The following is a 17474-nucleotide window of genomic DNA, read 5'->3' as shown; positions in this document are numbered from 1 at the left end:
ATAGAATAACCAGCTCGTCAATCAAAGAGTCGATTTATGTCATCTAGCAGCGCCGTTTGTCAGCCAGCTTCTCTCTTGGCCAGTGAGCAGATCTTACAGGATGTGTTCGGCTATCAGACTTTTCGCATTGGCCAGCAGGAGGTGATCGAGGCGGTAGCTGATGGTCGGGATTGTCTGGTGATCATGCCAACCGGTGGTGGTAAGTCGCTCTGCTATCAAATCCCAGCCTTGATGCGAGAAGGGCTGACATTGGTTATTTCTCCTTTGATCTCTCTGATGAAGGATCAGGTTGACCAGCTAAATGCCAACGGGGTGACAGCTGCCTATTTGAATTCGACAATGTCCCGCGAAGCGATGCAGGACACATATCGGGCAATGCAGAGTGGCGAGGTGAAGCTGGTGTATGTCTCGCCAGAACGGGTGTTGACCCGTGATTTTCTGGAACGCCTCTATGACATGCCGCTGAGTATGGTTGCCGTTGACGAGGCGCACTGTATCTCTCAGTGGGGGCATGATTTTCGTCCCGAGTATGCGGCTCTGGGAACGCTGAAGCAGCATTTTGACCAGTTGCCTGTCATGGCCCTGACGGCAACTGCGGATGAAACTACCCGCAATGATATCGTGTCCCGGCTCAGTTTGGTTGATCCGCATACCTACCTTGGCAGTTTTGACCGGCCGAATATACGTTACACCCTACAGGAAAAATACAAGCCGATGTCGCAGCTGACCCGCTACCTTGGCGGCGTTCGGGGGCAGAGCGGGATTGTGTATTGCAATAGCCGCAAACGGGTTGAACAAATTACCGAAAAGCTCTGCGATAACGGGATCCGGGCTGCTGCGTATCATGCAGGTCTAGAGCATGATGAACGAGCGAGGGTACAGGAAGGCTTCCAGCGCGATGACATTCATATTGTTGTGGCGACGGTGGCTTTCGGGATGGGTATCAACAAGCCCAATGTCCGTTTCGTGGTGCATTATGATATTCCTCGCAATATTGAATCCTATTATCAGGAAACCGGCCGTGCTGGCCGTGACGGCTTGCCCGCAGAAGCGGTGATGTTCTATGACCCGTCAGATCTGGCCTGGCTGCGTCGCTGCCTTGATGAAAAGGATGAAGGGCCGCAGAAGCAGGTGGAAAGCCACAAGCTGAATGCTATGGGGGCTTTTGCCGAGGCGCAGACCTGCCGGCGCCAGGTGCTGCTCAATTACTTTGGCGAGTATCGCGAGGAACCGTGCGGCAACTGTGATATTTGTCTGGATCCGCCCAAGCGGTTTGCTGCCGTTGAAGTTGCCCAGAAAGCCTTGTCTTGTGTGTACCGGGTCAACCAGAGCTTTGGCATTAATCATGTGGTGGATGTGATCCGCGGGATGCAGAACCAGCGCATTCGCGAGCATGGGCACGAGCAACTGAGTACATACGGAATTGGCCGGGAGCACAGCCATGAGTTCTGGGTCAGTATTCTTCGCCAGTTGGTGCATCGTGGGTTTCTCACCCAAAGTATTGTCCGTAGTTCGACATTGCAGCTGACCGAAAAGGCCCGCGCCGTCCTGCGTGCCGAGGTTGAGCTAGAGCTGGCGGTACCTCGGCTGGATATTGCTACGCGCAGTGCGAAAAATGACAAGCTGGCCAACCGCCAGTATGACAAAAAGCTGTTTGCCAAACTGCGCAAGCTGCGTAAGGCCATTGCTGACGACGAAGATTTACCGCCTTATGTGGTCTTTAATGATGCCAGCCTAATGGAAATGGCAGAAATGCTGCCGACCTCAGCCGGTGAAATGCTAGCAGTGAACGGTGTGGGTCACCGTAAGCTGGAAAAATATGGCAATGTGTTTTTGGGGGTGATCGAAGATCATCTCATAGCGGGTATCGATGAGCGGTAGATAAAAAAATACCGGACATTCCGAGTCCGGTAAAATGCGTTTGAGAACATAACGAGTATGTTCTGTTCGCGACAAAACAGCTTGCGTATTTGGTGAGAATGTTAATATCACCTATTGTCAGGAAACGGAAAACCGACGGGATGTCTTTCCGGTTCCGAGACAACGATCTTATAAAAACATGAATACAATGGTGCTGGCTATAGCCCCTTTATTACTTGATACGCATAGCAACACTTGGTTACAGGAAAACCGTCCAGATAGCATGTAACGAGTGCTTGTCGTCGATAAAAAGGAATACGTATGACCTCTACTTCCTCTCGGTTCGTTTGTCGAGAACTCGATTTAGAGCATGGGCTGCTATTGCTCGGAGGCCCTGAATTTGACTTTGATAGCTTTCCCGCAGTGGCCGAACAGTTCCTGCGGCAGATTGACGCGACGGTTGTCGAGCGTGAGCTAAATGCCGATCTGCACGTCTGGCTGATTGATTTTGAAGGCTGTCGGCTGATGCTCAAGGGAGAACACTATTCCAGTGCCTTGTGGCTTGAGTGGTTGTCGGCCGACGACCATGAAACGCTGCAGTTTCTGGCGGGTATGCTTGCCGTCAGGTAGTTTTTCGTTACGGTAAACAGCAAACGTTTGCACTGATTTGAAGCCAGTTTTTGGACTAGGCAACATAAATGGTTACTGTATAATCGCCGCTTCGGTTGCTGTCGACAGGTATGAGAGCCTGGCCGCAGTGTTTTGGGTTCCCTCTCCCCCAATGACAAAAAGGTCTTACAATGACTGCATCTCAATTTTCTTTCGCGCAACAGCGCAAAGCCCTTTCGTTCCTTGTTGTATTCCACCTGTTGATCATTGCCTCGAGCAATTACCTGGTGCAATTGCCGTTTACCCTGTTTGGTTTCCATACGACCTGGGGTGCATTTACCTTCCCGTTTATTTTTCTGGCGACAGATCTGACGGTCAGGATATTTGGTGCAACCATGGCTCGTCAGATCATTTTGCGGGTGATGATGCCATCACTGGCAATTTCTTATGGTTTGTCGGTACTTTTCTATCAGGGGGAATATCAGGGCTGGTCCCATCTCGGCGAGTTCAATCTGTTTGTTGCCCGTATCGCGATAGCCAGCTTCATGGCCTATATGCTGGGTCAAATCATGGATGTGTCGGTGTTTAACCGTCTGCGTCAGACCAAACAGTGGTGGGTAGCACCAAGCTGCTCGACTGTTTTTGGTAATGCGCTGGATACAGTGGCTTTCTTTGCAATCGCTTTTTACAACAGCCCGGATCCGTTTATGGCGGAAAACTGGGTCGAAATTTCGCTAGTGGATTACAGTTTTAAACTGATCATTAGCCTTGGCTTGTTTGTGCCGATGTACGGAATATTGCTTAACTACCTGATTAAACGCCTGACAACGATTAACCCAAAAATTGAGCCCCAGCAGGGGCTGATCTGATACAGTTTGGTATAAGCTTAACAGCCGACAATATGTCGGCTTTTTTGTACCTGAAAAGCAGGAGTGGAAGTGATGAAGATACGTCAGGCAAGTTTGGCAGAAGCTGTGGAGGTGCTGGCACGGATCAGCGAGTTTGCGCTGCCAGCCGATGAGAACGCCCTGCAAGCCAGGCTGAAAGGAAAAGCGAGCCTAATCCTTGTAGCAGAACAGGATGAGCAATTGGTTGGCGTCAAAATAGGTTACCGCCTATCCGAGACATGTTTCTATAGTTGGTTGGGAGGGGTCGCTCCCGAAGGGCGCTGCGGCGGAGTGGCCCAGGCTTTGCTGGAAGCCCAAGAAACCTGGGTGGTTGAGCAAGGTTTTGAAGAGCTACGGGTCAAATCGCGTAACCGTTTTCCAGCGATGCTAAGGCTGTTGCTAAGAAACGGGTACCTTATTGAACATATGGAGAAAAAAGACGGAATTGAGGATTACAGACTACATTTTGTCAAGTCGCTGGAAATTAAATGACAATTATTCGCAATAAAATACTTGCATCTTAAATGAGAATGGTTATTATTAACCAGCGCTCAGCAAGGGAGGTACGCAAAACGCCCCCCTTGTTGAAGGCACGACATTGCTCACATTGCTTCCAGTGTACTTCAGCTACGGTCTGTGTTTTTAGTGTAGGGCTGAAAACGAACACCAATTCTGCTGAGCGGCGCTTACCGGTTTACTTATAAACCTAGGTAACGCCGCTTTTTCTTTTTTGCAAACTATGCCAGCTTGACCAATTCTTTCACGAGCTTATTAATCCCGCTTGCGGCTTCTGTAATACTTCCTGCTAGCATATAGGCTGGTGTTGTTAGGAGCCGACGTTTCTGATCCAGCACAAAGTCATTGACCGGACAGTTAATGTGCTCGCCGCCCATTTTATTGAACGAATGGGCTGTGTCTGGGTCATCGCCGATTGTTCCTTTGGCCCCCGGCCCGTAAATAGCAGGGATCAGGGTTGGGGCAATACACAGATAGGCGGCAGGTTTCTCTTCTTTGGCAAAGGCCTGGCATGCTCTTTTTACCTCGGGGTTTACCTCGCAACCGGCACCGGTGAAAGCAAAGTCGGATAGGTTTTTAGCAGCCCCAAAGCCGCCCGGTAGCAACAGGGCATCGTAGTCTACGGCATTGAGATTGACGATATCGTCAATATTGCCGCGGGCAATACGGGCAGCTTCAACCAGAACATTGCGAGTTTCAGCCATTTCTTCGCCGGTCAGGTGATTGATGACATGGTGCTGGGGAATATTGGGCGCAAAGCAATGCCAGCTTGCCCCTTCTTGCTCAATGGCCTGCAAAGCCAATACCGCCTCATGGATTTCAGCTCCGTCAAACACGCCCGAGCCGCTCAAAATAACTGCTATTTTCTTCATTTTGGCTTCCTTTATGGTCAGATTTGTCTGTTTTTGCATTCAGATATTCTAATTTCAGATCGATCTGTTAACTTTTTCCACAATTAATGATCATTTTAGGATCGAGGATCCATTTTTGCATTTAAATATAACTCGTTGTTTTTTATTGGTTTAGATGAAGATCGTGTGTTTTTTATTATTTTTGATCAACTGTTTGATTTTAAATACTAACAAAGTTATCCACAGATATCGGGTGCTTGGTGGAAAACATCAGTTAACACTTGTCGGCTGTCATGGCATTCTAGTGCCTTAACTCTTTCATCCCCCGGATATAAGAATCTCTTTATGGCAACTATCCCTGAAAATCCACTTATCCTGATTGATGGCTCCTCTTATCTCTACCGCGCCTACCATGCCGCACCGAACTTCACTAATTCGGACGGTGAGCCGACGGGTGCCGTATTCGGTGTCGTTAATATGCTGCGCAGTTTGTTGCGCCAGTTTTCAACTGAGCATATCGCCGTGATCTTTGATGCCAAAGGCAAAACCTTCCGCGATGATATATATCCGGAATACAAGGCCAACCGCCCGCCGATGCCTGATGATCTTCGAGGCCAGATTGAGCCGTTGCATGCAGTGATCAAGGCGATGGGGCTCCCGTTGATCTCGATTCCCGGGGTAGAAGCGGATGATGTGATCGGGACTCTGGCCACTCAGGCATCCAAGGAAAATATGCCGGTGCTGATCAGTACTGGTGATAAAGATATGGCCCAGTTGGTAGATCAGAACGTCACTTTGATCAATACCATGACAGATGTCGTTATGGATCCGGCCGGCGTTGTCGATAAGTTCGGTATCGGTCCTGAACTGATCATCGACTATCTGGCGCTAATGGGCGACAAAGTGGATAACATTCCGGGTGTTCCAGGGGTCGGAGAGAAGACTGCCAAGGCATTGCTCACGGGTATCGGTAGCTTGGATGCATTGTATGACAACCTTGATGCCATCCCGCCATTGGGCTTTCGCGGCTCGAAGACGATGCCAAAGAAACTGGAAGAGCATAAAGATTCGGCATACTTGTCCTATGAGCTGGCAACGATCAAGCTGGATGTTGAGCTGGATGTGACGCCTGATCAGCTACGTAAAGGTGAGCCTGATACCGATGAGCTGATCAAACTGTTCGGCAAGCTGCAGTTCCGCCGCTGGTTGGCAGAAATGCTCGATGGCAGCGACGGTAAAATTGTTGCCGATGAACAATCGGCACAACCTGCCGCCGAGAAGAAAGCGGTGGCACCGACGATAGATCGCAGTGGTTATGAAACCGTGCTGGATGAGGCTGCTTTCAATGCCTGGCTAGAACAGCTGAAGGGTGCGGATGTGGTAGCATTCGATACTGAAACCGACGGCCTTGACTATATGACAGCCAATTTAATCGGGGTGTCGTTTGCGGTGGAAGAAGGCAAGGCAGCCTATGTGCCTGTTGCCCATGACTACCTCGATGTTCCGGCCCAGCTGAGTCGTGATTGGGTACTGGCACAGCTTAAGCCGTTGCTGGAGGATCCGGCACAAATGAAGGTGGGGCAAAACCTGAAGTTCGATGCCAGCATCCTGGCTCGTTACGATATTGAGATGCAGGGGATCCAATATGACACCATGCTGGAGTCTTATGTCTTCAATAGTGTGGTCGGTCGTCATGACATGGACAGTTTGGCTCTGCGTTATCTAGAGCACAAAAATATTAGCTTCGAAGAAATTGCCGGCAAAGGCAAAAAGCAGCTGACGTTTAACCAGATTGATCTGGAACAGGCGGGGCCATATGCGGCGGAAGATGCCGACATTACACTGCGGCTGCATAATCTTCTGATAGAAAAGGTGAACGCTGACGAGAAGCTGAAATCGGTATTTGAAGATATCGAGATGCCATTGGTACCAGTGCTGTCACGTATAGAGCGTACCGGAGTGCTGATTGACAGCATGCAGCTTAGTGCACAGTCTGCAGAAATTGCCGTTCGTCTTGATGAGCTGGAGAAAAAGGCGTTTGAGATTGCAGAGCAGGAATTTAATCTTAGTTCGCCAAAGCAGCTTCAGGCGATCCTGTTTGAGAAGATGGGATTACCGGTACTGAAGAAAACACCATCAGGCGCCCCTTCAACCAATGAAGAGGTATTGCAGGAACTGGCATTGGACTACCCATTGCCGAAACTGATCCTGGAATATCGCAGTCTGGCGAAACTAAAGTCGACCTACACGGATAAGTTACCGAAGATGGTCAACCCGGCGACAGGCCGTGTGCATACCTCCTATCACCAGGCTGTTACTGCGACAGGCCGCCTATCGTCGAGCGATCCTAATCTGCAGAATATTCCGGTTCGTAACGAAGAAGGCCGCCGGATCCGTAAGGCATTTATTGCTCCGACCGGCTATAAAGTGCTGGCAGTCGACTACTCGCAGATTGAATTACGGATCATGGCGCATCTGTCCGGTGACAAGGCGTTGTTGGATGCATTCAGGCATGGCAAAGATATTCACGCAGCAACGGCGGCAGAAATACTGGGTTTGCCTATTGAGTCAGTTACCAGCGAGCAGCGCCGTCGTGCTAAGGCAATCAACTTTGGTTTGATCTACGGGATGAGTGCTTTTGGCTTGGCGAAGCAGCTCGATATGGGGCGTAACGAAGCGCAGGACTACATGAATGTGTATTTTGAACGTTACCCGGGGGTATTGGAATATATGGAAAGTACCCGCACGACAGCAAGCGAGCAAGGGTATGTGGAAACCTTGTTTGGCCGTCGTCTGTATCTGCCAGATATCAAATCCCGTAATGGCATTCGTCGCAAGGCGGCAGAGCGTGCGGCGATCAATGCGCCAATGCAGGGAACAGCAGCCGATATCATCAAGCGTGCGATGATATTGGTCGATCAGTGGGTAGAGAAACAAGAAGTGGGCCGTGTTCGGTTACTCATGCAAGTTCATGACGAACTTGTTTTTGAAGTACAGGAATCTGAGCTAGAAAGTGTGACGGCTGAGATCCGTAGCCTGATGGAGTCTGCGGCTGAACTGGATGTTCCCCTGATAGCTGATGCAGGGGCCGGCTTGAACTGGGACGAAGCCCATTAAGTGTTTTATATGTTATAACTAAGGAAATAGCTGGCTTAGGTCAGCTATTTTTTTATGAAAAATAAAGAATAGTAAAATTACGTTATTCTAAATTTAGTTACGGTTTGATGAAAAAAAATTACAAAAATGACTTTTCAAATCTGTGCAATTGATATACAGTTATCTGCGTAGGGTACAGAGGTAAGATGTTCTATCTTTCAGACCTTTTGTTTCACGTTATTGGATTTGGCTGATTCAGCCGCCCTGGTCTTTTGACCAGGGCGTTTTTTATTGGGCGCCAAAAATTCTCCCGCTTGTTGTTTTTTCCCCCTTTTAAAGTCCCTTATCTGGCTTTTTCTGCCCCAATGCTGGCGAAGAAGTATGCATAGTGATGCTTGTTCGACTTAAGTGCTCGTTTTTCCGCTGAATGGTGCATGTCCTTTATAAATAAAGGCCTCAGCTATTCATGCCTAAAAATTAGAGTAATTACTTTAATTGTTATCAATAGGTGGGTATAATCATGCATGCTTCTTGTTCATATTTGTTTTTGGTAGCGGGTCTTTATACCGGCTGGCCAACACATCCATGAAATAGTCACTCTCAGATTGGGGTGGCTTTTTTTTCGCCTGTATATTTATAAAAGTGTAATTAAATTCCATAAGCAGCCTTGTGCACTTGATGTTTTTTCATGGTTAATTTGCACTAAAAAACAACTGAGTATAGATTTACCGTCAAATGGGTAAAAATCAATGTTTAGGTGTGGTAATGGCGGGCTGGGTGCAGGAATGGCTGGTTAAAAAACAAGCAGGATCAGGATAAAAAACTTGCGTTGGTGAGGGAATTCATTGATCCTTTTAGGACAAAAATAAAAACCTCCTATTTCTCTCCCGTTGCCCCACCTGGAAGGTGGGGAATTTTTATGGCCCTGTCCATAGTGCCATCGTCTCGCGAATTATCAGTTACTCAGCATCATCGTTTGCTGTTTCTGTATTGTCTTCAAGTAGTGTCTGCTGACGGGCCAGCTCAGGGGCAAACCACTCATCGAGCTTGCGGCGCACTTGATCAACACCAATGCCTTTCAGGGCAGAAAATACCTCTACCTCCACATCACCGCCAAAGCTTAGTGCGGTATTGCGTACTGTCATTAGCTGTTTTTTCCGGGCACCGCTTTTCAGCTTGTCGGCTTTGGTTAGCAATACCAATACCGGTAATCGGCTTTCGACAGCCCAGCTGATCATCTGCTGATCCAGGTCTTTCATCGGATGACGAATATCCATCAGTACTACCAGGCCTTGTAGACACTCGCGTTTCTGAAGGTACTCACCCAGTGACCTCTGCCACTTTAGTTTCATTTCCAGCGGGACCTGGGCAAAACCGTAGCCTGGCAGATCGATCAGGTTACAGCCATTGATGACCTCGAACATATTAATGAGCTGGGTACGCCCCGGTGTTTTGGAAGTACGTGCTAGGCTTTTCTGGTCGGTAATACGGTTTAGGGCACTAGACTTACCTGCATTGGAGCGGCCAGCAAATGCGATCTCAACGCCTGTGTCGTTTGGCAAGTGACGAATGTCCGGTGCACTTGTGATGAATCCTGTATTTCTATAGTTGAGAGGTTGATTCACTGTTAACTCCGTCAAGTCTTCATGTAGTCGACTGATTACTTTTATGTGAAATTGTGTAAAATGAATGAAAACCGTGCTTGGTTTGTGGTCGCATTGTATACCATGTAACTGAGCATTACTTGTGGTACTGGAAGCTCTATAATTATAAACGGAATGTCATGAAGAAATTAGCATTAATATTGACTCTTCTTGCCAGTTGCTCAGCCTGGGCCCAGGGAGATGCAGAAGCTGGAAAAGCGAAAGCCGCGACATGTGCAGCCTGCCATGGGGCAGATGGTAATAGCATAATGGCGCAATACCCGAAAATTGCCGGCCAGCACCCTGGCTATCTTGAAAAACAGCTCAAGGATTTCAAGCTAGCAATGACGACGGGTGGTAAGCAAGGCCGAAATGATCCGGTTATGGGGGGGATGGCAATGCCTCTGACCGAACAGGATATGGCAGATCTGGCGGCTTACTACTCAACCCTACCTATTTCAGATAATACGACCCCAGAGTCTTCGGTCGAAATTGGCCAGCAACTGTATCGCTTTGGTGATGCCGAGCGTGGTATTGCGGCGTGTACTGCCTGCCACGGTCCTCGTGGTAACGGTACCAGCCTGTCTGGCTTCCCTAAAATTTCTGGCCAGAATGCCGAGTACGTAAAACTGCAGCTGGATAAATTCCGTGCAGGCCAGCGTAGTAACGATCTCAATGAGATGATGCGTTCTGTTGCCGCAAAATTGTCTGATGACGAAATTACCGCCCTGTCACAGTACGTAGGTGGCTTACACTAAATAAATAGTATTCCAGTATTGTGTAATAAAAGGCAGCCTCGGCTGCCTTTTTGCATTCCGCCTAATTAAGGAGGGACGGTAGCGCTTGCAATTTAATGACAATAAACACCGCAAAAACGCCGATAGCTGAGTAGCTTGTAAGAGATCTGCCATTCAGGCTAGCCGATGATGATGAAAGACTCATGGGATATTGGAACCATTACCATATAGATCATATGGTTATTAATATTGAAATAATATTTCAGAAAAGTATGTGTGTGAGGCAATCTTGTATCCGAGCTGAATCGGCGTAAAGTATCCGTTGTCGACAGGGAGAGCGGCAAAGGATAGGAAGCGCCATTGACGGCATAGGCAAGTAGCCTGAAGAATACGGTGCGCGAGGGAAAGTGTACCCACAGGGATGGTGAATTGTGTTGTCAGGATGACAACAGCTTTATGGATAAGCCGGTCAGGGAATGATCGACGTTACAGGGAATAGTGGCACGGACGGTAAAAATTCATCAGGATGATGAAGAACAAGCAACGTTGGCAGGGAAAGCATTAATAACAAAAGGACTATTGTCAGACCGGGATGTTTATATACTGGTTAAGGACAGACTAGACAGGATCAAAGCCAGCAATGGCGACCCCATAGAGCGACAGGTGATTACCTGTCGCTTTTTTCTTTTCTACAACGCCCCTTCTGGCCCTTGCCTATCTGGTGCGAAAGTGCACATTTCTCGATCGAATCTGCTATTATACCCGGCTTCATTTTACGCCAAATTGCCATATGTGCTGTGTAGCATTTTGGTTAATAGGAGACAGTTCGTCATGCAACTCTGCCCGTTATGCAGTAGCCAGTCGGCCGATGCTTTTCACCAAGACAAGCGACGGGTGTATTTTCGCTGCCAGGCTTGCGCGCTGATCTTTGCGGATCCTGAGGCGCTGTTGTCACCGGAAGATGAAAAAGCGGTCTACGATCAGCATGAAAATAACCCTGACGATCAGGGCTATCGTGGTTTTCTGAACCGCCTTGCCCAACCGCTGGTTGAGCGGCTGGGAGCGTCACCGTGCTCCGGACTGGATTTTGGCAGTGGCCCGGGACCGACTCTGTCCGTGATGCTGGCAGAGATGGGGTATAATATGGCTATATATGATCCGTATTTTGCCGATGTCTCTGCCGTACTGGATAGGCAGTATGACTTTGTCACCTGTACAGAAGCAATTGAACACTTTTATACGCCTGCGAAGGAATGGAGGCTGCTAACAGATATGGTGAAACCTGGCGGATGGCTAGGGATCATGACCAAGTTAGCAACAGATGCAGATGCCTTTGTGCAATGGCATTACAAGAACGATCCAACCCACGTGAGCTTTTTCAGCCGCGAGACTTTTCGCTATCTGGCAAAGCGCGATGGCCTGAAAGTCGAGTTTGTTGGAAATGATGTAATTTTGCTGAGGAAAACCCAGTAATGACCCGTAAGAAAAGAACCCGTACACCAGGATCGGAAGGTCCTGCAGAATATTCTCAAAAATCAACGACTAGAGCAGATCTAGAAGCGCGTAAGCGTCAGAAAGACAAAAAGCGCAAAGGCCTGAAGTCTGGTAGCCGTCACTCGGCTGTCCAGACAGAAGATGCGAGAGCACAGGCGAAACGCAAAGATCCGCGCCACGGCAGCAAGAAGCCGGTCGCCCTGATTGTTGAGGCCAAGAAGCCGACAACCAAGAAAGAGCGCCGCCTGAGTGCCGAGCAGGAACTGGCGATGCTGGAAAACGATGCACAGCTGATGGTGTTGCTTGACCGTATCGAAGCGGGTGAAAACCTAGGAGCTGGCCTGCAGAAGCAGGTTGATCAGAAGCTGGATCGTATCGAGCAGCTAATGAACCAGCTGGGTCTGCTGGAAGACAATGTACCTGAAGCCGCTGATGGCTTTGCACCGGTAGCAGGTATCTCTTCTGATGATGATTTGCTTGAGCAGTTTGAAAACTCGGATTTTGGCTCATTTGAGAACCCTTTTGAGGACTCAGGCGAGAGCTCGTCCGATAAGGAGTAATCGTTGCAGGATATGACGCTTTGGTTAGGACTGGCTGGCAGTATTGTTGCCGTACTGGCAATGTATGCCGGCTACTTATTGTTTAAACTGTACCAGCAAAATGCACGTCATAAAGCCTTTCTGGAGCGGACAAACCTTCAGCAGGCCGAGAAAATTCAAGAGCGCAATAGCAATATTATGGAGAGTGTGCTCATTATTGCCGAAGCCGGCAAGCAGGATCAGTGCGATATGTCAGAAGTGGCCATCCGTCTCTATAAGCTGATGGAAGTGCTTCAGGGCGATCGACAGGTTGATTTTGCCAGCCAGTATCCGGCGATGAACGAGTTGTATCATGTCGTGAAAGACATGCCGCGCGGCGATGCTAGAAAGGCTCTGCAGAAGAAAGAACGGATGGAGCTGGATTTACGCCGGATGAAAGCTGAAGCTCGTTTGCTTGCCGACATCAAGTGCGAGCTGGATGTGGTTCTGACGCTGAAAGCCGGGATCACGCCAAGCGTTTATTAGAATGACAGGCCTCATCTATACTGAAGCTATCAGATGGGTGAGGCTTCTGACTAATAGCCAAGGCAATATCTGAGCTAGTCATCATTTCAGTTATCTGTAAAAAGTAAAATATCTACATCTTTACCAAGTTATGGCAAACTTGGCATTCGCAATTTATCCCCCAGACCACTAGTGGAAATATGTCATGTCACATGAGCAGATTATTTGGGATCAGGCACTGATAGAAAAATATAATTACTCAGGCCCCCGCTATACCTCATACCCGACCGCCCTTGAGTTTCATGAAGCCTTTACGCCGGCGGAATTTGATATGGCGTGTGCGCAATACCCTGATCGCAACCTTTCACTGTATGTCCATATCCCGTTTTGCCACAAGCTGTGCTATTACTGCGGATGCAATAAAATCATTACTCGCCATCAACACAAGGCTGATCAGTATCTTGATGTCCTAGAGCAGGAGATCCGCCAGCGCGCCGCACTGCTGGGGGAGCGTAATGTAAGCCAATTACACTGGGGGGGAGGAACTCCGACGTTCCTTACCAAGCCGCAAGTAAGCCGTCTGATGGGCTTACTGCGTGAGCTGTTTAACTTCGCTTCAGATGCTGAAATCAGTATTGAGGTGGATCCGCGAGAAATTGACCTCGATATGCTCGATCACCTGCGTGCAGAAGGGTTTAACCGTCTGAGCATTGGCGTGCAGGACTTTAACAAGGAAGTGCAGAAACTGGTCAACCGTGAGCAGGATGAAGAATTCATTTTTGCCATGGTAGAGCGGGCAAAAGAGCTGGGCTTCCGTTCGACCAACCTGGATTTGATCTATGGCCTGCCGAAACAGAACCGTGAGCTGTTTGCCAAAACGCTTGAGCAGGTATTGACCCTGAAGCCGGGACGACTATCGATTTTCAATTATGCCCACATGCCAAAATTGTTTGCTGCGCAGCGTAAAATCAACGAGGCTGATTTACCGGCAGCGAAAGAGAAGCTGGCTATTTTGCAAGATACCATTGCAACCCTGACGGGAGTTGGCTATCAGTTTATCGGTATGGATCATTTTGCGCTGCCGGATGATGAGCTGGCCGTGGCGCAGCGAAACGGGATACTGCATCGTAACTTCCAGGGCTATACCACCCAGGGTGACTGTGATCTGCTAGGGCTGGGTGTGTCGGCAATTTCGATGATTGGTGACTGCTACGCACAAAATCAGAAAGAGCTGAAAAAATACTATGCCAGCGTGACGGACAAGCGTGAAGCGCTTTGGAAAGGTGTCTCACTAGATGCGGATGATCTGTTGCGTCGTGAAGTCATTAAAGCGCTGATTTGTAACTTCCAGCTGGATATGACTGATATCGAGCAGCGCTTTGATCTGGATTTTAAAACTTACTTTGCCGAAGATTTGGAATTGCTGCAGACTTTTATTAATGACGAGCTGGTGACCGTTGATGAACGTTTCATCCAGGTGGAGCTGAGAGGTCGCCTGTTGATCCGCAATATTTGCATGTGCTTTGATAAATACCTTCGCGATCGTGCGCGCCAGCAGCAGTTTTCCCGAGTGATATAATTCCTCTGGGATGAATATACCCAAGTATCTTGAGATCGCTTGAGTATAATACAAAGCCCCCGTGACTAAGGTTTCAGGCCTTGGTTTCGGGGGCTTTCTGTATTTACCAATCCCCACCTGTTGCAAGACAGATATTGGTATAACAGCCTACTTAGCTGCTAAACATATTGACGGTGGCTATCAACGCCAGCACGCCAGCTGCAAAATGGCCAGGGCCATTGGCTGCGAGTTCACTGACGGCTGGTATAGTCACACTGAATGAGATAATACTTTCCAGCATGGTGGTATTCCCACGGAGTTATTGTTGATGTTATAGCGGATGGTATAAAGCAGCGTACTGTTCTATCCCGCTTTTAAAGCAAGAATGCTCTAGTCAGAGTGAGCTGAGCAGGTGCAGTTTGGCTTTAAAGTGGGCGTATTCTACGCAATATCGGCCAGAAGGGAATTGTTTTTGCTCAAAAAGCGAGCAGGAAATATCGACCAGACCAATATTATTTGCTAAGTAAGGCGGTAATTACAATCAGAGTAGTTAGTGCTAACCATTGTCCATATCGGCAGAAACTCGGCTGATGCTTTCCTGAGCTGTTGGCCATTCGCTCAGTGGTTGAGGTTTGGCATAGTAAAACCCCTGGGCATAGCGGCAACCGAGTAACTTCAGCTGCTCGGCTTGTTCCTTGGTTTCAACCCCTTCCGCGACAACATCGGCGTTAAAGTTCTCGGCCAGGGTAATGATGGCGGCAATCACCGGGGTGTAGTTGCTGCTTTCGGTCATTTGGTTGACGAACGAACGATCGATTTTAAGGCTATCAAAAGGTAGCTGGGTGAGATAGGCCAGTGAGGAGTAACCGGTACCGAAATCATCAATGGCAATATGAACGCCGAGCTGGCGGAGGTGCTGCAGGGTTTCGGTTGCCTGCTGCGGTTGGCTGATCAGCCGGGACTCGGTGATTTCCAGGGTGAGGTTGGCTGCCGGCAAACCTGACTCAGTAAGGATATTTTCTAGCTGCTCGACAAAATTGGCCTGCAGCAGCTGGCGAACGGACAGATTGACATGGAGCATAAAGGTTTGTGGCCAATGTTGCTGCGCGATCATCTGGCTGGTTTGTTGGCATGCCATGCGCAGGATTTGCTGGCCCATCTCGATGATCATCCCGTTTTCTTCCGCTAGGGGGATAAACTGGATCGGGGGCACAAGGCCACGGGTTGGGCTACGCCAGCGTACCAATGCCTCGGCACCGCAGGGTGTCTCACTTGCCAAATCAATGAGAGGCTGGAAATGGACTTCGAGTTCGTTATGTTCCAGCGCCCGGTTGATCTCGGCAGCCAGCCGGGTTTTTTCAAGGGAGGCCTCAAGCATTCGGGGCTCGAAATAGTGAACCGGTTTATCTTCCTGTGTTTTGGCTTTGTTGAGGGCCAGGCTGGCATTACGCAGCCACTCGGCCATGCCGTCTTGTGGTAATACACCCTGTACCGCCCCGATACTGGCAGAGACCATAACCTCTACTCCGTTGACGATGAAAGGGAAAGAGAAAGGCGCAAGCAGCTGGCCTGCGATTAACTCGGCATTATCATGTGTCTCGAGACCGGGAATAAACACGGCAAACTCATCCCTGCCTACTCGGCTTAGCAGGGATGTATCCGGCAGGTCTTTTTCAAGGCGACGGGCGATAAGGACCAGAAGCTGGTCACCATTGAGGTGGCCGATACTGTCGTTGATGTGGCTGAAGGCTTTCAGGCCAATAATCATCAGGGTCGCGTGCTGGTTTGTGTGCGGACTTACCGTTGCTTCTGTGATGCCCTCCCGGCTCAATAGCCCTGTCAGATTGTCATAGAGCACCAGCTTGCGCAGAGAGTTAAATGAATGCTGAAGGCGGGCAGACATGGCTTTGAACGCTTGCGTTAACTGATCGGTTTCGTGGAGTTTGATCCCCGGGCGGATGTCAACATTCCAGTTGTTTTCGGTGATTTTTTGCGAGGCCCGGGCGATGTCGATGATCGGTTGGGTAAGCTTGTTCAACACCAGCAGGCCGATCAAGAGCCCGCAACCGGCAAGGAGTGCCGCCGCCAGCAAGCCCGATTTTTGATGCTCCGGAAGCTGCCCCAGCAGATCTTCCTCGGGCATGATAACGACAATGTTCCACTTGAGGTTGTATTCGTCCTGATAGGGGGTCATACGGCTGAAGTAGCGTGTGTTGTCGTGTTCAAACTCAAACTCGGTACCAATGTTGGTGAGCGCTAACTGAGTTTGAGCTATAAATTTTTGGCTGGCAGCGATCAGGGAATCTGGTTGAGGTAGTTGGGTCGCCGGTTGCTCTTCCGGCGGCAGAACCGAACTGGCAATAAGCTTGCCTTCATCATCGACAATGTACGTGCTGCCCGAAAAGTCACGACTCTCTCTTTGCAGGAAACTGTTGATGTAGTTGAGGTTAATATCCGTCACCATCACCCCGAGCAACGTATTGTTGTCGTCAATAACCGGGCTGACAGCAGATATGGTCAGCGTGTGAGTTTCGTCCTGGTTGGTATAAACATCTGCCCAGCCAGGGGTGAGGCTGCGGGCAAAAGGTTGGTACCAGGGGCGCAGGGTTGGATCGTATGCACTGATCCTATGGGTGGTGGTGCCAAAGTGTGTCGAGCCGGTATAAATATGGAGTTCGTTGTCAGTACGACGATCTTTGAGTAGGAGGGAAAGTTGATGTCGGTTTTTTTTACGAAACCCAACAAAATATTTGTCTTCACTGCCAAAGCCGATAGTGGATATTTGCGGCTGGTGGACATACAGCGTCGATATGGCGTCTTTTAGGTATGCTTCAAGGCCTGTTAACCGAGGTGGCTGGTATAGCTGGTGACGTTGAATACTGTCGGCAATGGTTAGATTGGTATTGAACGGATCGCCCAGGAAAAGACGTAAATCATTGCTTATGCTTCGGGTATAGGAGCTCAACAGTTTACCGCTGACTTCGGCCAACATGCGTTCATAGCTATTTTGCTGGGCGAAGGTGATCACGCCAACAGTCAACAGCAATAATGAGGTAAACGGTACCATTACCGCTAAACGTAGCGTTAGCTGGCGAGTCTTAAGCATGGCGTATGATAGTAGAAACGTCGTACTGTAATTATTGTCTTCTGATAGTCATGTAAATTGAAAGAACATGCAAA

15 protein-coding genes are annotated in these 17474 nt (G+C 49.0%); 11 read left to right on the top strand and 4 right to left on the bottom strand.

Going from position 1 to position 17474, the window contains the following annotated elements; translation table 11 throughout:
• Positions 1 to 36: 36 nt before the first annotated feature.
• The 4 genes from recQ (at position 37) to EDI28_RS21060 (ending at position 3848) form a co-directional block, all read left to right on the top strand.
• A complete protein-coding gene (gene recQ, locus EDI28_RS21075) occupies positions 37 to 1881 on the top strand; it encodes an ATP-dependent DNA helicase RecQ (protein ID WP_128785861.1) in 1845 nt (614 codons plus the stop codon).
• A 300-nt stretch (positions 1882 to 2181) separates the two neighbouring features.
• Positions 2182 to 2490 carry a DUF3630 family protein gene (locus EDI28_RS21070; protein ID WP_128785860.1) on the top strand — a complete coding sequence of 103 codons (309 nt, stop codon included), beginning with the start codon at positions 2182 to 2184 and terminating at the stop codon, positions 2488 to 2490.
• Positions 2491 to 2660: 170 nt separating this feature from the next.
• A complete protein-coding gene (locus tag EDI28_RS21065) occupies positions 2661 to 3338 on the top strand; it encodes a 7-cyano-7-deazaguanine/7-aminomethyl-7-deazaguanine transporter (protein WP_128785859.1) in 678 nt (225 codons plus the stop codon).
• Between the two features lie 72 nt (positions 3339 to 3410).
• Positions 3411 to 3848 carry a GNAT family N-acetyltransferase gene (locus tag EDI28_RS21060; protein WP_128785905.1) on the top strand — a complete coding sequence of 146 codons (438 nt, stop codon included), beginning with the start codon at positions 3411 to 3413 and terminating at the stop codon, positions 3846 to 3848.
• A 245-nt stretch (positions 3849 to 4093) separates the two neighbouring features.
• On the opposite strand, the gene elbB is transcribed toward EDI28_RS21060, so the two are convergent.
• Positions 4094 to 4744, bottom strand: coding sequence for an isoprenoid biosynthesis glyoxalase ElbB (gene elbB / locus EDI28_RS21055; protein WP_128785858.1), 651 nt, complete (start codon positions 4742 to 4744; stop codon positions 4094 to 4096).
• Between the two features lie 324 nt (positions 4745 to 5068).
• Between elbB and polA the strand changes: the two genes are divergently transcribed.
• Entirely contained in the window at positions 5069 to 7840 is a 2772-nt protein-coding gene (gene polA, locus EDI28_RS21050; protein ID WP_128785857.1) for a DNA polymerase I, read from the top strand.
• 185 nt (positions 7841 to 8025) lie between these two features.
• Complete coding sequence (gene spfP, locus EDI28_RS27900; protein WP_438616993.1) at positions 8026 to 8073, top strand: small protein SpfP; 48 nt, start codon at positions 8026 to 8028, stop codon at positions 8071 to 8073.
• Between the two features lie 705 nt (positions 8074 to 8778).
• Here spfP and yihA read toward each other — a convergent pair.
• Positions 8779 to 9444: a ribosome biogenesis GTP-binding protein YihA/YsxC gene (gene yihA / locus EDI28_RS21045; protein WP_128785856.1), complete on the bottom strand. Its 666-nt coding sequence runs from the start codon at positions 9442 to 9444 to the stop codon at positions 8779 to 8781.
• A 158-nt stretch (positions 9445 to 9602) separates the two neighbouring features.
• On the opposite strand from yihA, the gene EDI28_RS21040 reads away from it, so the two are divergent.
• From EDI28_RS21040 to hemN, 5 genes are all read left to right on the top strand, one after another.
• Entirely contained in the window at positions 9603 to 10220 is a 618-nt protein-coding gene (locus tag EDI28_RS21040) for a c-type cytochrome (RefSeq protein ID WP_128785855.1), read from the top strand.
• A gap of 810 nt (positions 10221 to 11030) precedes the next feature.
• A complete protein-coding gene (locus EDI28_RS21035; protein ID WP_128785904.1) occupies positions 11031 to 11672 on the top strand; it encodes a class I SAM-dependent methyltransferase in 642 nt (213 codons plus the stop codon).
• Positions 11672 to 12253: a Der GTPase-activating protein YihI gene (gene yihI / locus EDI28_RS21030; RefSeq protein ID WP_128785854.1), complete on the top strand. Its 582-nt coding sequence runs from the start codon at positions 11672 to 11674 to the stop codon at positions 12251 to 12253. The genes EDI28_RS21035 and yihI overlap by 1 nt, the downstream gene beginning before the upstream one ends.
• Positions 12254 to 12256: 3 nt before the next feature.
• On the top strand, positions 12257 to 12757 hold the full coding sequence (locus EDI28_RS21025; RefSeq protein WP_128785853.1) for a DUF2489 domain-containing protein: 501 nt from the start codon (positions 12257 to 12259) through the stop codon (positions 12755 to 12757).
• Positions 12758 to 12941: 184 nt separating this feature from the next.
• Positions 12942 to 14315 carry an oxygen-independent coproporphyrinogen III oxidase gene (hemN, locus tag EDI28_RS21020; protein ID WP_128785852.1) on the top strand — a complete coding sequence of 458 codons (1374 nt, stop codon included), beginning with the start codon at positions 12942 to 12944 and terminating at the stop codon, positions 14313 to 14315.
• A gap of 151 nt (positions 14316 to 14466) precedes the next feature.
• On the opposite strand, the gene EDI28_RS27570 is transcribed toward hemN, so the two are convergent.
• Together EDI28_RS27570 and EDI28_RS21015 are read right to left on the bottom strand one after the other, a co-directional pair.
• Positions 14467 to 14595 (bottom strand): hypothetical protein, encoded by a 129-nt coding sequence (locus tag EDI28_RS27570; protein WP_267900014.1) that lies wholly within the window; start codon positions 14593 to 14595, stop codon positions 14467 to 14469.
• A gap of 255 nt (positions 14596 to 14850) precedes the next feature.
• Complete coding sequence (locus tag EDI28_RS21015) at positions 14851 to 17400, bottom strand: bifunctional diguanylate cyclase/phosphodiesterase (RefSeq protein WP_128785851.1); 2550 nt, start codon at positions 17398 to 17400, stop codon at positions 14851 to 14853.
• Between the last annotated feature and the right edge of the window lie 74 nt (positions 17401 to 17474).

The sequence above is a fragment of the Photobacterium chitinilyticum genome (assembly GCF_004104355.1).
Classification (GTDB): domain Bacteria; phylum Pseudomonadota; class Gammaproteobacteria; order Enterobacterales; family Vibrionaceae; genus Photobacterium; species Photobacterium chitinilyticum.
This window is presented reverse-complemented; position numbering and strand designations above follow the sequence as displayed.

Excerpts from the sequence above, each read along its gene's own strand:
- recQ (WP_128785861.1), top strand. The coding sequence starts at position 37 with ATGTCATCTAGCAGCGCCGTTTGTCAGCCAGCTTCTCTCTTGGCCAGT.
- EDI28_RS21070 (WP_128785860.1), top strand. The coding sequence starts at position 2,182 with ATGACCTCTACTTCCTCTCGGTTCGTTTGTCGAGAACTCGATTTAGAG.
- EDI28_RS21065 (WP_128785859.1), top strand. The coding sequence starts at position 2,661 with ATGACTGCATCTCAATTTTCTTTCGCGCAACAGCGCAAAGCCCTTTCG.
- EDI28_RS21060 (WP_128785905.1), top strand. The coding sequence starts at position 3,411 with ATGAAGATACGTCAGGCAAGTTTGGCAGAAGCTGTGGAGGTGCTGGCA.
- elbB (WP_128785858.1), bottom strand. The coding sequence starts at position 4,744 with ATGAAGAAAATAGCAGTTATTTTGAGCGGCTCGGGCGTGTTTGACGGA.
- polA (WP_128785857.1), top strand. The coding sequence starts at position 5,069 with ATGGCAACTATCCCTGAAAATCCACTTATCCTGATTGATGGCTCCTCT.
- EDI28_RS21040 (WP_128785855.1), top strand. The coding sequence starts at position 9,603 with ATGAAGAAATTAGCATTAATATTGACTCTTCTTGCCAGTTGCTCAGCC.
- EDI28_RS21035 (WP_128785904.1), top strand. The coding sequence starts at position 11,031 with ATGCAACTCTGCCCGTTATGCAGTAGCCAGTCGGCCGATGCTTTTCAC.
- yihI (WP_128785854.1), top strand. The coding sequence starts at position 11,672 with ATGACCCGTAAGAAAAGAACCCGTACACCAGGATCGGAAGGTCCTGCA.
- hemN (WP_128785852.1), top strand. The coding sequence starts at position 12,942 with ATGTCACATGAGCAGATTATTTGGGATCAGGCACTGATAGAAAAATAT.
- EDI28_RS27570 (WP_267900014.1), bottom strand. The coding sequence starts at position 14,595 with ATGCTGGAAAGTATTATCTCATTCAGTGTGACTATACCAGCCGTCAGT.
- EDI28_RS21015 (WP_128785851.1), bottom strand. The coding sequence starts at position 17,400 with ATGCTTAAGACTCGCCAGCTAACGCTACGTTTAGCGGTAATGGTACCG.